The sequence below is a fragment of the Endozoicomonas sp. genome (genome assembly GCF_051008435.1).
In the GTDB taxonomy this organism is placed as follows: domain Bacteria; phylum Pseudomonadota; class Gammaproteobacteria; order Pseudomonadales; family Endozoicomonadaceae; genus Endozoicomonas_A.
Map to the genome: position 1 here is coordinate 14,129 of NZ_JBPCXO010000203.1, position 14,606 is coordinate 28,734.

The 14,606-nt window shown below is 47.8% G+C and carries 13 protein-coding genes; 10 read left to right on the plus strand and 3 right to left on the minus strand.

Going from position 1 to position 14,606, the window contains the following annotated elements:
- Window positions 1-259: 259 nt before the first annotated feature.
- The 4 genes from tyrS to ACR2PX_RS10455 all read left to right on the plus strand — a co-directional run bounded on the left by tyrS (window position 260) and on the right by ACR2PX_RS10455 (window position 5,873).
- Complete coding sequence (gene tyrS / locus ACR2PX_RS10440; RefSeq protein WP_433999295.1) at window positions 260-1,567, plus strand: tyrosine--tRNA ligase; 1,308 nt, start codon at window positions 260-262, stop codon at window positions 1,565-1,567.
- A gap of 196 nt (window positions 1,568-1,763) precedes the next feature.
- Window positions 1,764-2,330, plus strand: a complete 567-nt coding sequence (locus tag ACR2PX_RS10445; RefSeq protein ID WP_433999296.1) for a YjgN family protein — start codon at window positions 1,764-1,766, stop codon at window positions 2,328-2,330.
- A gap of 395 nt (window positions 2,331-2,725) precedes the next feature.
- A complete protein-coding gene (locus tag ACR2PX_RS10450) occupies window positions 2,726-3,595 on the plus strand; it encodes a hypothetical protein (protein ID WP_433999297.1) in 870 nt (289 codons plus the stop codon).
- A 277-nt stretch (window positions 3,596-3,872) separates the two neighbouring features.
- Window positions 3,873-5,873, plus strand: coding sequence for a PhoX family protein (locus ACR2PX_RS10455; RefSeq protein WP_433999298.1), 2,001 nt, complete (start codon window positions 3,873-3,875; stop codon window positions 5,871-5,873).
- 41 nt (window positions 5,874-5,914) lie between these two features.
- Here the strand turns inward: ACR2PX_RS10455 and ACR2PX_RS10460 are convergent, their stop codons facing one another.
- A complete protein-coding gene (locus tag ACR2PX_RS10460) occupies window positions 5,915-7,147 on the minus strand; it encodes a pepsin-like aspartic protease (protein ID WP_433999299.1) in 1,233 nt (410 codons plus the stop codon).
- A 446-nt stretch (window positions 7,148-7,593) separates the two neighbouring features.
- On the opposite strand from ACR2PX_RS10460, the gene ACR2PX_RS10465 reads away from it, so the two are divergent.
- From ACR2PX_RS10465 to ACR2PX_RS10475, 3 genes are read left to right on the plus strand one after another with little or no spacing between them, the layout of a single operon-like run.
- Window positions 7,594-8,403 carry a transporter substrate-binding domain-containing protein gene (locus ACR2PX_RS10465; RefSeq protein ID WP_433999300.1) on the plus strand — a complete coding sequence of 270 codons (810 nt, stop codon included), beginning with the start codon at window positions 7,594-7,596 and terminating at the stop codon, window positions 8,401-8,403.
- Window positions 8,404-9,393: an amino acid ABC transporter permease gene (locus tag ACR2PX_RS10470; protein ID WP_433999301.1), complete on the plus strand. Its 990-nt coding sequence runs from the start codon at window positions 8,404-8,406 to the stop codon at window positions 9,391-9,393.
- A complete protein-coding gene (locus ACR2PX_RS10475; protein ID WP_433999302.1) occupies window positions 9,377-10,120 on the plus strand; it encodes an amino acid ABC transporter ATP-binding protein in 744 nt (247 codons plus the stop codon). Before ACR2PX_RS10470 ends, ACR2PX_RS10475 begins: the two co-directional genes overlap by 17 nt.
- 38 nt (window positions 10,121-10,158) lie before the next feature.
- On the opposite strand, the gene ACR2PX_RS10480 is transcribed toward ACR2PX_RS10475, so the two are convergent.
- Entirely contained in the window at window positions 10,159-11,301 is a 1,143-nt protein-coding gene (locus ACR2PX_RS10480; RefSeq protein WP_433999303.1) for a hypothetical protein, read from the minus strand.
- A gap of 232 nt (window positions 11,302-11,533) precedes the next feature.
- On the opposite strand from ACR2PX_RS10480, the gene ACR2PX_RS10485 reads away from it, so the two are divergent.
- Window positions 11,534-12,052 (plus strand): cysteine hydrolase family protein, encoded by a 519-nt coding sequence (locus ACR2PX_RS10485; protein WP_433999304.1) that lies wholly within the window; start codon window positions 11,534-11,536, stop codon window positions 12,050-12,052.
- A gap of 1 nt (window position 12,053) precedes the next feature.
- Here the strand turns inward: ACR2PX_RS10485 and ACR2PX_RS10490 are convergent, their stop codons facing one another.
- Window positions 12,054-13,187, minus strand: coding sequence for a M14 family metallopeptidase (locus ACR2PX_RS10490; protein WP_433999305.1), 1,134 nt, complete (start codon window positions 13,185-13,187; stop codon window positions 12,054-12,056).
- Window positions 13,188-13,651: 464 nt separating this feature from the next.
- Here ACR2PX_RS10490 and ACR2PX_RS10495 point away from each other — a divergent pair, with 464 nt between their 5' ends.
- Entirely contained in the window at window positions 13,652-13,903 is a 252-nt protein-coding gene (locus ACR2PX_RS10495; RefSeq protein ID WP_433999306.1) for a YkgJ family cysteine cluster protein, read from the plus strand.
- A 63-nt stretch (window positions 13,904-13,966) separates the two neighbouring features.
- On the plus strand, window positions 13,967-14,500 hold the full coding sequence (locus ACR2PX_RS10500; protein WP_433999307.1) for a hypothetical protein: 534 nt from the start codon (window positions 13,967-13,969) through the stop codon (window positions 14,498-14,500).
- Window positions 14,501-14,606: the final 106 nt, after the last annotated feature.

A 14,606-nucleotide genomic window follows, 5' to 3' on the forward strand; every position in this document is an offset into this window, starting at 1 on the left:
TCGACGGTGACGACGGGGCACTAAACATTAATAGCTGAAAGTCCTCATTTTGTTTGTGGCTTTTTCTGAAATACTGTAACTAAACCGCGCTCTGGGTTATCTAATGTTAAGGAAACCCTTTTTCCAGCTTTGTTCTGAAGCTGTTTTATTGTACTTTTACCGGCTAAATTGAGCTCAAGACTGCTTTGGCAGTTTTTAAATCAGGAGACTGGCGTTTATTGTCCTGCCAGTCCCGTAGACCTCATAGCAGGATAGGTAAATGTCTGAGAGTCAAAATCCGCTTCTGAAAGATCTGCAGGCCCGCCAGCTTATCGCGCAGACCACTGCCGTGGAAGAGCTGGACGCTCATTTGAGTGAACAGCCACGGGTTCTTTATTGCGGCTTCGATCCGACTGCAGACAGTCTGCATCTGGGGCATTTGGTTCCCCTGCTGGTACTGAAACGTTTCCAGATGGCAGGACACAAACCCATTGCTCTGGTGGGCGGTGCGACCGGCTTGATTGGGGATCCCAGTTTCAAAGCAGCTGAACGACAGCTGAATACGCCTGATGTGGTGGCAAACTGGGTGGACAAGATCAAGGGGCAGGTCAGTCAGTTTATTGATTTTGACTGCGGTGAGAATGCTGCATTAGTCGTCAACAATCTGGATTGGGCGGGTGACATGTCCGCACTGGATTTTCTGCGTGACATCGGTAAGCACTTTTCCGTCAATGCCATGATCAATAAGGAATCTGTTCAGCAGCGTTTGAATCGCGAAGGTTCCGGTATCTCTTTCACCGAGTTCTCCTACGCTCTTTTGCAGGGAATGGATTTTGCTGAATTGAACCGTCGTTATGACTGCACCCTGCAGGTTGGGGGTAGTGATCAGTGGGGTAACATCGTAGGCGGTATAGATCTTTCCCGTCGTCAAAATCAGGCCAGAACCTTTGGTTTGACGGTACCTCTGATCACCAAGTCCGATGGCACCAAGTTTGGTAAAACCGAGGGTGGTGCTGTCTGGCTGGATACTGCCAGGACTTCTCAGTACGCTTTCTACCAATTCTGGATGAATACCGCAGATGCGGACGTTTACCGTTTTATGAATTTCTTCACGTTCCTGCCACAGGAACAGATTGAAGCCATTCGAAAAGAAGACGAAGCCCGAGAAGGACGTCCACAGGCTCAACAGATTCTGGCCAAAGAAGTGACTCGCATGGTGCATGGTGAAGAAGGTCTGCAGGCTGCAGAACGCATCACTGAAGCACTGTTCTCGGGAGATATCAACAGCCTGTCCGAAAGTGACCTTGAACAGCTCAAGCTGGATGGTCTGCCCAGTGCAACCGTCAAGCGTGATGAGCTTGAAGGCAACCCCATGACTCAGCTGTTCGCAGAAGTGGGCATGGTCAAGAGTGGCAAACAGGTTAAAGATGCACTGGGACGTAATGCAGTATTTTTCAACGGTACAGCCCGTGGTGCAGCAGACAACATGAACCTGCCTGAATGTTTTGCCGAAGACAATGCTCTGTACGGTCGTTTCTTCCTGGTTAAGCTGGGCAAGAAAAACCACTTCCTGTTCGAAGTGATCTGATTGCTGAAAAGGGGCTCTGATCATGTCAGAGTCCCCTGCATCCCTTTTCTTGTCGTATTTTTCCTGCCAATCCTTTCCTATAACTCATCCTAAGTCGTTTATCTCAAGGTTTTGTGAGAAATAGCCTACATTTTTCGAGAAAAAATGCCGGTATAGTTGCCCCTGCTTGAAATGGAAATCATCACACGGAGTGAATATGGAGACAGGGAAGTTACACCCTCCAAGGCAGGAAGTGCATCATCATTTCGAATTTACCGGTAAGGCCGGTGAATTCTTCAGGATATGGATTGTTAATGTTCTTCTGACAGTGGTCACGCTAGGTATTTATTCAGCCTGGGCAAAAGTCAGAACACGTCGTTACTTTTATGGCTCGACCTGGGTTGCGGGCTCATCATTCAGCTATCTGGCTGACCCTATCACTATTCTTAAAGGGCGTCTGATTGGCTTGGGCCTGCTGGTGGCTTTTTCTCTGGCGAATCAGTTTTTTCCCTTGATCAGCTTGCTGCTGATGCCACTTATTATTTTTGTGTTGCCATTTATTATTAATAAATCTCTGTCGTTTAATGCCAGGGTTAGTGCCTGGAGAAATGTCCGCTTTAAATTCCAGGGATCTTATTGGCAAACCTTTCTGCATTTTATACTTCTACCCATCGTCACATTAGTCTCGCTGGGACTGGCTTTTCCCTGGGTATATAAAAAGCAGAAAGATTATCTGGTGAATCGTAACTATTCAGCACCCCCTGCTGGAAATGGGTTGTGCTGAAATGCTTACCGCACAAGGGGTAGAAAAAGCTGTCTGATCGTTTAGCTTTCTGAAAAAGGAGTTTTTGACGAAAAATGCACCTAAAAAGCTGAGTTTCCACACCATATTGCCGCAACTACCCACGAGATAAACGAAAGTACAGCATATTTGTATCTCTGAAACTCAAGTGTGGCATGGCTTATAACCAAAACCTTTTATCCCTGCAAAATCATCAGGGGTGCTGAATAGTTACCATGGATGATGTAGGGCAAGTTAATCTTCTGGGCAGAGCGAAAGTGGCGGACTCATTTGATACGGTTGATCAATTATTCAGGGTAACCTGTAAACCATAATGTTAGATCGATTAATGATTGAGCCCGTTGTAGTAGGCTGTTTATACTGACTGGACCCTCTACATGGACGTAAAAACAATGTTTGTTGCTGAAAATTGGCCATATCTGGTTTCGGGCGTCTGTGCTTTTTTACTCTGTTGTCTGATTCTTGCCTTGATCTTTAGTAGTAAGTTCAGGGCAGATATCACGTCGGGCAACACCAATAAAACAAAAATATTTAATGTGATTACGTTAGAGGGCGCGTTGGTTTTGTCCCTCTGTGGTTTGTTTTTTTATGGATTGATTCAGCCCGTTATCAAGCCACCGGAACCTTTCTCTCTTTACGCCAGAGCCAACGGATTTTCTTTTGAAACACCGACCGTATTTATTGAAGATTATAAACAGAAAATAGCCGAGCTGAACCAGGTGAAAGAGCGGGTTTCCCTTCTGGAATCTGAATTGGAGGGTGTGGTCAGGGAAGAAAATCTGGTGTCCTATATCAAAGACCTTTCACCGGATTCAGAGCTCAGTGTTGTATTAAGAGACCTGCCGCTTAACCATGAAGGTCCCTGGGGTCGTTTTAAAAAGTCAGAAACCATTCTGGTCTCAATTCCGGGTGATGTGAAAGAGGGGGAAGCCTGGGTTTGTCACTCCAGAATTAATGACCAGTTTAAACTGATCAGTGATTTGAAAATCAATGATGACCCTGTTCTTGGAAAGTCCATCAAGGTGAATTCTACCAAGCTGATGTTTCCATCGATGGACTGCGAAGAAAGAGTTTCCATCGATATGCAGATTGCCTGCCTGGATGCGGTGCAACTGTTTGGTGACAGTTTGCTGGCCTGCGATGACGCCGGCAATGCTCGCTGGAAAATAGAGAAGCCCAGAGAGCTCACGGTTCTTTCCGTTCTGTTGCCTGACCCAACACCTGAAAATCGGCTGGCCGAGAACTGAGCTGATTTGACTGCTGATAGAAATATTTCTGTAACACCTGCAAGATAATCTCGCTAAAAAAGCACTGGCTTTATTCAGGTGCCTGATAAGTATCTCACCTGTTGTTTTCGCATATTCCGGGCGGTGGCTTTTCCATCCTTCTGTGTTCCAACTCTGGTCGCATAGCTAAGGCTATGCTCCCGCCGTTACGCTTTGAAGGATGAAAAAATCCACTCCCCAGAATCGTATGAATCAACTGGCCAGGTACTTAACTATAAAAATAATGAGGGAATCTTGCATGTCACTGGGACAAAACCATCAGGAATATCATGAAAGCCTGGAAGCGGTAGATGATCAGGTTGATAATCCAACGGATTCCGGCTCCCTGAATGAGTTGGTCGAAAGTGGCCGCAGAAACTTTCTGAAAGGTGGACTGGGGCTGGCTATGGCGGGTTTTCTGGCAGGCACAGGGCTGCCTAGCACTGCCCAGGCTCATTACCGTTCAACCCAACGACCCGAGATTGGTTTCAAGGCTATTCCTGTTGAGCAAAATCCGAATTTTGATACGGTGACTGTCCCTCAAGGTTACACGGCTAAGTCTTTCTTTTCCTGGGGCGACCCTGTTGAGAAAGGCGCACCCGCCTGGCAAAAAGATGCCTCTAATTCCTGGCAGGACCAGATGAAACAGGCAGGGCAGAACCACGACGGTATCTGGTTCTTCCCGTTTGGGGACAAGCCTAATGATCAGGGTCTGCTGGTCATGAATCATGAATACATCAACCCAACCCTGCATCCTGATGGTCTGACCTTCAAAGAAAACGAGAACGGCCTTCGGTTCCGTCCTGAAAACGAAGTCAGAAAAGAGATGGCTGCCCATGGTGTCAGCATTATCGAAGTGAAAAAGAGTACTGACGGTGCCTGGGTCAGAGTCATGGATTCTAAATACAATCGTCGTATCACTGGCATCACCCCCATGGCTTTGACCGGGGAAGCTGCCGGCACCGATATGCTGAAAACCATGGCGGATCCCGAAGGTCGGACGGTTCTGGGAACGCTGAATAACTGTGCGATGGGCGTCACGCCCTGGGGAACCTACCTGACCTGTGAAGAAAACTGGAAAAACTATTTTGTAAACCGGGATCGTGAAGACTACGAAAAACGTGTTTCCCATCATCGTTATGGTGTGTCCAATAAACAGAACAGCGCCTACTATGCCTGGGAGTCAGTAGAGCCCCGCTTCAATGCTACTCCTGATACAGAGCAACCTCATGGCGGCTATGTGAACGAACCTAATCGTTTTGGTTGGGTGGTGGAAATTGATCCTTTTGATCCCAAAAGTACCCCTAAAAAGCGGACAGCCATGGGGCGCCTGGTCAGGGAGTGCTCTACTTTATCTCTGGGTGAAAATGGCCAGATGGCGTTCTATTTCGGGGACGATACCCGGGGCGAGTATGTTTATAAGTTTGTACCTGAGAAAGCTTATGATCCCCAGCGCCTCTCAGCAAACTCTGACATCCTGGATAATGGTACGCTCTATGCGGCGGTGTTTCATGAAGACGGTAAAGGCGAATGGAAACCACTGATCTTCGGCCAGGGGGGACTGACTCGTCGTAATGGCTTTTTCAGTCAGGCTGATGTGCTGGTTCATGCCCGCCGTGCGGCGGATATTGTGGGTGCCACGACTATGGACAGACCCGAGTGGGTGGCTGTGCATCCAACGACAAGAGAAGTCTATGTCACTCTGACCAATAATAAACACCGGGGCAAAAAAGACGACCAGCCGACCAATGCCGCTAACCCAAGAAAAGATAATCGACACGGCCAGATTGTTCGATTTACTGAAGCCCAGTCTGATCCAACGGCTACCGACTTTGACTGGGAAATTTTCCTGCTGGCCGGTGATCGGCCCGGGGCGACTTTAGCGGACAACAGCAAAGTGCCAGAGAACTTTATTGGTAATATCCAGGGCGATATTTTCTCATCTCCGGACGGTATCTGGTTCGATTTCCAGGGGCGCCTCTGGATTCAGACGGATTACGGGGATGACAGTGACAGAAATTACAATATGGGCACCAATCAGATGCTCTGTTGTGATCCTGTGACGGCCGAAGTGAAGCGCTTTATGGTCGGACCGAGGGGCTGTGAAATTACCGGTGTAACGACCACACCGGATGGGAAAGTCATGTGGGTGAATATCCAGCACCCGGAGATCAGCTTTCCGGCCAGTGACGGCAAAACCCGTCCTCGCTCAACGACCGTTATGATTACTAAAGATGATGGTGGTGTGATTGGTAGTTGATGGTCAATGAAGGACAGCCAGAGGGCTGCCCTTCATGATCTTTATGGTTGGCTCTGAATGTATTGATACTCTTTCAGAGTCAGCTGTTGAGTCAGATTGGAAGCCAGTTTGGCAAACCCAACCCGGGCTTTCTTAAGGTCATAAACAGACAGTCGGGATCGTAAAAAAGTGTCGCCCAAAATCCAGCTACTGTCGTCCAAGGCATCTATTCCCAACCGGCATTCTAATTGATTATCTTGACCTGGAATCTTGATGACATAAAAAGCGGGTGTAAGGTCATAGCTGAATTGGGACAGCTGGATATAAATAGTGGGTAGTTTGTCCAGCTCTGAACAGTCTTCTTTTACTTTTATATCATGCTGGAATTGGGCCAAAACCGCCTTGGGGACAATCAGTTGCGACGTGCCCGAGTCAACCACGGCAGGGCAGCCTTGTTGAGGACAGTGAGTCGATAATGTGGACTGACCAACTTTAAACCCATGCAAAGCCACAGTGAAATACAGTCGCGTTGGTGAGTTTGGCTTTATGGAAATTAATGGATGCCACTGGATATTGCCCTGATAGAAGCGTCTGTCCGGATCTCCAAGGAAAAGTCGGCTGTCCTCACCGTTCGCTTTGTTGGAGAGATAAAGGGCAAACTGGGCTTTTGCGATGAGCTGTTCTTTAGCAGCATTCTCTACCCAGGTAGGTATCTGCCCAATAGCCAGCTCCTTGAACGCCAAGCCGAAGATGCCATCAAAGCCTGAATCCTTGAAAAATTTGTCAATGGCCAGTGCTATTCCAAAACCCTGCTTCTTTACAACCAACCCGGCAATACTGATCTGGTCGACACCTAAAGTAGCATTCACGGCCCCGGTTCCGTACTTCAATTGAAACGTTTGATCTGAAGCCTGAAATGTCTGGCTGGAAGCGGGGTGAAACTGATGTTTACCTTCGCACCCATCGGTCTGGCAATGATCGCCGGGAACCCAGATATTGGCTGATCCCGTATCCAGTACCGCTGTAAAAGTTTGATGGTCGGAGCCTATTTTGAAGGCGCTAAAGTAAACCGTCCGATAGTAGTTACTTATAGACTCACTGTCGGCTATTTCACTGAGAAAGTTCATTGTTGGTATCGGAGTGTCCATTGTGTAGTGCCTGGCCCAAAGGGAGACCGAAGCAGAGCTGGACGCAGGGTTTACGATGGCTATCACTTTGGGCTTTGCCATGACCGTGACGCAGTTTATGAGCAGTAGAGCAAGAAGCAGGGCTTTCAGTCGCACTGAAGAAATCATATTGAGGCCTCTGTGGTTGAAGCATCGGACGGAACCAGATCATCAATCCAGTCAGAATGAAGATCGTGTATCTATATTTTGATTCATTTATGACACCCGGGCTCATCTCATTTAGTTTTTTTTCTTCCAGAACATTCTGTGGGCAGGTGTTCTTAATGAATGGCACTAAAGTACTGTTCAAATCCCCCTGTATAGGTAAAATACGCAAGTCTTGTGCACACAAGCCCTTCATAGAAAGGGCGGATAGAAAGGACAAAGAACGAGGTATTGTGCTGACTCCTGAGGGGCAGCCGTGTATCGAAAGGTTTGAGTGAAAGTCACGATCTTTCATTGAACTGGGAACGGTCTTATCCAGACTGACCTCCTGACTCTGGCAGATTTTTTCACATTATAAAAACGGGAAGTAACTGAGTTCTGGCCGAACCGGAACCGTGGAGTGAAAGATAATGAAAAAAATAGCGGCATTTCTGACGTTTATGCTGGCGTTTAGCAGCAGCCTGTTTGCTTCTGACAATGCGCTCTGGCAGAAGTCTACCCTGAACGAAATCATTGAGCGTGGAACGCTTCGTGTTGGTATGGAAGCGGGCTACATGCCCTTTGAAATGACCAACAAGCGCGGCGACATTGTGGGCTTTGACGTGGACATTGCCCGTCAGATGGCTAAATCAATGGGCGTTAAACTGGAACTGGTTAATACGGCCTGGGATGGTATTATTCCTGCTCTGCTGACGGGTAAGTTTGACATCATCATGTCGGGAATGACCCTGACACCACAGCGTAATCTGCAGATTAATTTCGCTCAACCTTACATTGTAGTAGGTCAAACGATTCTGGTGCGCAAGGGACTGGAAGGCGAAATCAAGAGCTATAAAGATCTCAACGACAAGAAGTACACCGTCGCAACCAAGCTGGGTACTACTGGCGAACAGGCTACTAAGCGTTACCTGAGCAAATCCAATATCCGTCTGTTTGAAACAGAAGCGGATGGCGCTCTGGAAGTGTCTAACGGTAAAGCGGATGCTTTCGTTTATGATCTGCCTTTCAATGCGATTTACTCAAGCCAGAACCCTGGCAAGCTGACTCACCTGGATACTGCTTTTACTCATGAGCCTCTGGCCTGGGGTATCCGCAAGGGTGATCCGGACTTTGAGAACTGGTTGAACAACTTCATGCGTCAGATCCGGGGTGATGGCACCTACGACAAGATCTACGGCAAGTGGTTCGAAAATTCCGACTGGCAGAAGACCCTGAACTAAGTGCTGGGTACTAAACCCGTAGCCGCCCGTCCGCTGCAAATGGAGAAGCAACCGAACCGGGTTCTCTGGAACCTGGTTTTCGGTGTGTTGTTGCTGCTGATGGGCGTGGGTATCTACAAATCCAGTCAGTCGATCGACTACATCTGGCGCTGGGAGCGCATTCCACAGTACGTCTTCTATAAGGCAGAAGATCCACTCAGGGCTGAATTCGACGGCACTGTCTCAACAAACGACAGTGGAAAACTTGTTCTGGTCAACGATTATGATGACTCAGAACAGACTGTTATTGAGGGTTTTACCGACGTTCAGGTTTACGAGGGTGATCTGGTCTTTGAAGGTGATCTATTAGCCGTCAGTTATGGATGGAAGGCCGGGCCTATAGCCAATGGTCTGGTCATGACCATCAAATTGTCCCTGGTGTCCATTATTTTTGCGATTCTTCTGGGGGTTATTTCAGGATTAGCGCGAATTTCACCCAACCCGGCAGTGCGAAACCTTTCGATTCTCTATATCGAATTGATTCGGGGTACCCCGTTGCTGGTACAGATTTTCATCGTTTACTTCTTTATTGGTACGGTTCTTCATCTTGATCGTTTCACCGCCGGTGTTGCTGCGCTGTCGATCTTCACTGGCGCGTATATTGCCGAGATTATTCGGGCCGGTATTGAATCCATTAATAAAGGCCAAATGGAAGCCGGGCGAAGTCTGGGAATGAGCCGTGGTGCCACCATGCGCTATATCATTCTGCCCCAAGCCTTCAAACAGGTATTGCCGCCGCTGGCGGGACAGTTTATCAACCTGATCAAGGACTCTTCCCTGGTGTCGGTTATCTCCCTGACAGATCTGACCAAGGCTGGCAGGGAAACCGTCAGTAGTACGTTCAGTCCTTTTGAAGTCTGGTTTACGGTAGCGCTGCTCTATCTGTTACTGACCAGTATTCTGTCGTATGTCGTCAGAAGAATGGAGGTGAAGTATGCCGCAAGAAACTGACGCTATCATCACCGTGACGGATATTCACAAAATCTACCCTAATGGGGTGCATGCCCTGAAGAATGTCAGCCAGACGATCAAGGAAGGAGAAGTAGTGGTTGTGGTTGGGCCCAGTGGCTCAGGTAAATCCACTTTTCTTCGCACTTTGAATCAGCTGGAAACGATTAATGCCGGTGAAATTGTCGTCGATGGAATTTCCCTGACCACACCGGGTGATGTCAATAAGCTGAGAGAAGAAGTGGGTATGGTCTTTCAGTCCTTTAACCTGTTTCCTCATCTCAGTGTATTGGACAACATTTGTCTGGCACCGATGAAAGTTCGTGGCATCTCCCGTAGCGATGCTGAGGACCGGGCAGTAGAACTGTTGGCCAAAGTCGGGTTGTCTGACAAAGCCAAGAGTTTTCCTCCCCAGTTGTCAGGGGGGCAGCAGCAGCGTGTTGCCATCGCCAGAGCACTGGCCATGCAACCAAAGATCATGTTGTTTGATGAACCCACTTCTGCACTGGATCCGGAAATGGTCGGTGAGGTTCTGGAAGTTATGAAGCAACTGGCCCGTTCGGGTATGACTATGGTCGTGGTGACCCACGAAATGGGCTTTGCCCGTGAAGTGGCAGACCGTGTTTTGTTCATGGAGTCGGGTGAGCTGTTGGAAGACAGCGTACCTGAGAGCTTCTTTGACAACCCTGGCAGTGAACGCCTGCAGGCGTTTCTGAGTCAGGTGATCTGAATCATTTTGAGTCTGCCGGGCGTTAGAGTCCGGCAGACTCAAAATTCCAGCTGATTTCTAAAGTTCATATAATTCTCATCGGTTGCCAGTTCTGAAATAGCATCAGTAATCTTGATCAGGGCTTCCCAGGTAAAGGGTGGAATGACTTTATGTGAAACCCTGAATTTGTCCATGGACCACATCAGAAAGAGCATCAGGGTTTGTTCAAACTCTGATTGAGAAAAATCCATTTCAATACTTCTTACGTGCCAGTCTTCGGCTCCAATCCGGGTAGCCAGTTGTTTCCAGAAAGGCTTGATGATTTCAAGAAAACTGTAGTCTCCGTCGCTCAGGCTCAGGCTCAGGTGGTTCAGGTGGTTCAGCTGCTTCAATTCGGGCGCTTTAGCGGATTGAATCTTCCCGTGAAGTAATCTTTGCTGAGGGCTGATTCTTCCGATATCAGGGCATATTTTCGGAAAACGCTCTTTATAGGATTCTGAGATAATGTGTTGTCTGATTTCAGGTGTAAGCCAGCCCGCCCGGAGAATCTTATGATCATTGACAGGATACTTTTCTGAAGTATTGCGAGTGTGGAGATAAAGAAATTCATCCAGAGGATGCCGGTGATGATAATTATAAAAAGTCTCTATTTTTCTGATATGTGACTTTGAGACGCCAAGGGCTTCTGCCACTTCTCGCCAGAATGGCCGCAGTATCTCCGTAAATCGAATCGTGACCTGATCCACTTCCAGATGAGAAATGTTTTCTCCATTGGGCGTTTCTATGGAACTCAGAAGGTGAGGCTTTGCTTCAGCCAGAATTTCATACTCTGATAGCTCAGGAATAGAGAAAGCCGCGTCAATCAGAGACTCCCAGCTGTCAGCAGGCTGGTCTTCAATATCACCGTTTAGCCAGAGCGTTAAAATTTCTTCAATGGCAACAGCACTTAAAGTGAAATGCATAATGCCATAAAGCTGGAGGACAAAACTCCCCATATTCAGAGCTATCTTGCTCCAGTAAGGCTCCAGTTTGAGGTAGTAGATACAGGACTGAGCTTCACCCGGTATTTTACTCTCTGCATTTTTGTAAGACAGTTCAGAATAGTTGGAGAATTGGATTCGGGTCACTGTCGGTTTTGCCCGACAGTGAATGCTCTGGGCAGTAACGAGTATGAGAACAAACAGCTGGACTGCCCGAGTCATTAGAGCTTCCCCTTTCAATGTTATCTTCCGGCGAGAAGCGATAAATGTAGATAGGGATAGAAGCGCTGACAACGTGCCAGTAAAATCTTTATTCTTTTATTAAGGTGTATACTCTGCGTTAGCTTCAAGTAATTTCAATCGACGGTCATGCATGGGTTAAGCCAAGTACGTAGCTGAACTGAATGTATGGTTTGTTTCTTTCCCCTGCCTGGATTTGTTTGAAGGTTTACCTATGTCATCACCGGCGCTGATACTGATTGGTTATCAGAATGACTATTTTCCCGGAGGTAGGTTTCCTCTCTGGAATATGGAAACCGTACTGGATACAGCCCTCAAGGCCATTGAAAGAGCTCAAAAGGCCCGGATTCCCATTATTCTCGTCCAGCAGATTGTGGGTTATCAGTCAGAAAGTGTTTCTTTCTTTATGGAAGGGACTCCAGGGGTTGAACTGCACCCCAGGGTCACGGAGATGGTTCCAAAAGCCCCGATTGTTATGAAAGGTTGTGGTGATTGTTTTCAGGAAACCAATCTGGAAGAGATTTTGTCAGAGCAAAACATTGATACGCTCTATATCGGTGGCATGATGACCCAGGCCTGTGTGACTTTTAGCGCGATTTCAAAGGTGGCGCAGAAGTATGACGTCTGTGTGTTGTTTGATTTATGCACGAGTGTTGGTGAAGTGGTGAATGACCTGGCTCTGGAAGACATGGCTTTCTGGGTGAAGACCATGCCTTCCAGTGAGGCGTTTTAGCTTAGCGAAACTGATCAATCACTGCATACATTGCATTAAGATTGGCTGCTCCCAGTGCCTGGCTTCTTTCGGGGCTCCAGCCCTGATACTCATCCGGTGAATCCACCGTGTCCTTGAAAGGCATTTCCAGGGTCATGGACAGGCAGTCAAAGCGCTCAGCCAGAGCAGCAGTGCACACCGTCATGTTGGCCTTACCCGGTTCGTCTTTTGGATAACCAAACTCTGTCTGGAAATCAGGGCTGGCCTGAACCAGAGCCTGAAGATAGTTTTCGGTCAGGGAATTCAGTCGATCCGTCCAGGAGGGGATGCCTTCAGCTGCCGCAATAAAGTTATAAGGCAGTGCTTCATCACCATGGACATCCAGAGCGAAATCGACACCGGTTTCATCCATTTTATTCCTTACCAGAAGCACTTCCGGACTTCTTTCCAGGGTAGGCTCAGCCCATTCACGATTCAGGTTGGCACCGCAGGCGTTGCTGCGTAAATGACCACGACGGCTGCCGTCCGGGTTCATATTAGGCACTACATAGAACACGGCCTTTTGCAGCAGTTCACGACCCACCGGGCAGGCTGGGTCCAGAAGGCGCTGGAGGAAACCTTCCATCCACCATTGGGCCATAGTTTCACCCGGATGCTGACGGGCAATGACCCAGCAATTGTGTTTGCCTTCGCCACCACCAATTTTCAGCAGGTCCATGGGTTGTCCATCCAGGGTGTCACCCAGGGTTTCAGTCTGGACAATGGCGGATTGCTGAGCCCAGGCAATCAGGTCATGGTGACGTTCCATGGAATAGGGCGCGAAATAAGCGTAATAGACAGTATTACATTCAGGGGTATGCTGAATAATCAGCTTATCACCGTCGTAATCGGTATCAACGCGGAACCAGTGCTCTCTGTCATAGGAGGCAACTGTCCGGTAATCGTTCCAGCCTTCAGCATAGGATGACCCGGATGCGTTGTTCAGATGCATGGTCAGCGGTTGGCCTTCAGCACCGCTTACCCGGTAGTAAAACCACTGATAAAAACCGGACTCAACGTCTTTGTTGATTTCCAGTTGAATATGCTCCGGATTGTTCTTGTTGATGACTTTGATATTGCCGCCATCGAACTGGCTGGAGATATGGAGTGATGTCATGAACTCTGTTCACTTCTTTCAATAATTCGAGGGTATTAGGTTCTGTTGACGTAAGTTTGTGTGCTCAGTGAGTCATAAAGTGGTTTTCAGCAAGGAGAACGAATGCAGGCGTAGTTTTTCTACGTCAAATTCGCTCGACGCAGTCTGAAAGTCACTTTATGACCCACCCTTTGGGCTCAAGCGAGAAAAACTCTGACTTCGTTGTGATTGCTTGAAAGACATGAGTATTCCTGCGCTACCACGCCTTGCCAGAGCTTTTCTCGCTTGAGCTGAGCACGACGAACTTATGTCAACAGAACCTAACGTATCAGGGATAAAAAATACACTCTCCGGGATCCGTATTTATACCTTACGATAATTCCCTGTTTCTATCAGGCCATTGACCGATTAGAATGCTGCCGCCTTTCAGTCCTGGTGACTGATTGAGAGTTTATGGTTGTTTTTCAGGTTGCAGGGTTTGGTTAATGGAATGTCGTCTGGGTTGTGGTGCCTGTTGTATAGCACCTTCAATTTCTTCTCCCATACCGGGAATGCCTGAGGGTAAACCTGCCGGAGTGCGATGTGTGCAACTCAATGAAACGAATCTCTGTAAACTTTTTGGTGAGTCCGGACGCCCTGACGTGTGTTCAGGCTTCAAGGCCGATATTGCTGTGTGTGGGCAGGAAACCGTTATCGCTTTGAACAACCTGATTGAACTGGAAATGCTGACGGGCTGAGGGAACTCTCAATCGGTATTGGAGTCAAAGCTCTATGGTCAGGGAATACCAGAATAATGCAGTATGGATGCGACTACCGTCAGTTTTACTTTTTCCGGGTACCAAAACCCGGTAACCTCCTTTCAACCCGCTCCTCTCTATGAGTGTGGCTGCGTCAACAAGTCTGTTGATCGGACGCCTTCTGCCGTCAATGAAAAACCTATATCAGGGCGCAATGTCTGCTTACATGACAGTGAAACAGGTAAGGCTTTGGTGAATGGTCATAATCTGTCTTTGGCCGAACTGATCGTGCCCTCTACCCATGATCCCAAAGTGCCTGCAGATCCTGATGCCATTCTGAACAAAATCGTAGATGAAAGGATGGCTGAAACAGAAGCCTCGATAAAAGACAAACCTCTGCATCCCTATTTTTGTGCGAATCGTGATCGAATCAGGAAACTCTACACTTCTCTTCTGGATTATAAACAGTACTTGAGAGCCTTTACTGTCATTGGCCATCAGCTGCTCCATGAATGTCCCGAGTTCAGCTTGTCAGAGAAAGGTGAGAGAGTGATCAGAAAAATACCTTTTGATCGTCTAGGAGTCTGTCGGACTTAGCCGACCGTAGCGAGAAAAAGTCCGGTTTGAGACAGTTTTTATGATTATTTGAGGCGAATAGCGAGCTATTCAACGAAAAGAATCATAAAAAATGGCCAAATCCGGC

Bases quoted from the DNA above. Each gene is read 5' to 3' on its own strand.
- tyrS (WP_433999295.1), top strand. From the start codon at position 260: ATGTCTGAGAGTCAAAATCCGCTTCTGAAAGATCTGCAGGCCCGCCAG.
- ACR2PX_RS10445 (WP_433999296.1), top strand. From the start codon at position 1,764: ATGGAGACAGGGAAGTTACACCCTCCAAGGCAGGAAGTGCATCATCAT.
- ACR2PX_RS10450 (WP_433999297.1), top strand. From the start codon at position 2,726: ATGGACGTAAAAACAATGTTTGTTGCTGAAAATTGGCCATATCTGGTT.
- ACR2PX_RS10455 (WP_433999298.1), top strand. From the start codon at position 3,873: ATGTCACTGGGACAAAACCATCAGGAATATCATGAAAGCCTGGAAGCG.
- ACR2PX_RS10460 (WP_433999299.1), bottom strand. From the start codon at position 7,147: ATGATTTCTTCAGTGCGACTGAAAGCCCTGCTTCTTGCTCTACTGCTC.
- ACR2PX_RS10465 (WP_433999300.1), top strand. From the start codon at position 7,594: ATGAAAAAAATAGCGGCATTTCTGACGTTTATGCTGGCGTTTAGCAGC.
- ACR2PX_RS10475 (WP_433999302.1), top strand. From the start codon at position 9,377: ATGCCGCAAGAAACTGACGCTATCATCACCGTGACGGATATTCACAAA.
- ACR2PX_RS10480 (WP_433999303.1), bottom strand. From the start codon at position 11,301: ATGACTCGGGCAGTCCAGCTGTTTGTTCTCATACTCGTTACTGCCCAG.
- ACR2PX_RS10485 (WP_433999304.1), top strand. From the start codon at position 11,534: ATGTCATCACCGGCGCTGATACTGATTGGTTATCAGAATGACTATTTT.
- ACR2PX_RS10490 (WP_433999305.1), bottom strand. From the start codon at position 13,187: ATGACATCACTCCATATCTCCAGCCAGTTCGATGGCGGCAATATCAAA.
- ACR2PX_RS10495 (WP_433999306.1), top strand. From the start codon at position 13,652: ATGGAATGTCGTCTGGGTTGTGGTGCCTGTTGTATAGCACCTTCAATT.
- ACR2PX_RS10500 (WP_433999307.1), top strand. From the start codon at position 13,967: ATGGATGCGACTACCGTCAGTTTTACTTTTTCCGGGTACCAAAACCCG.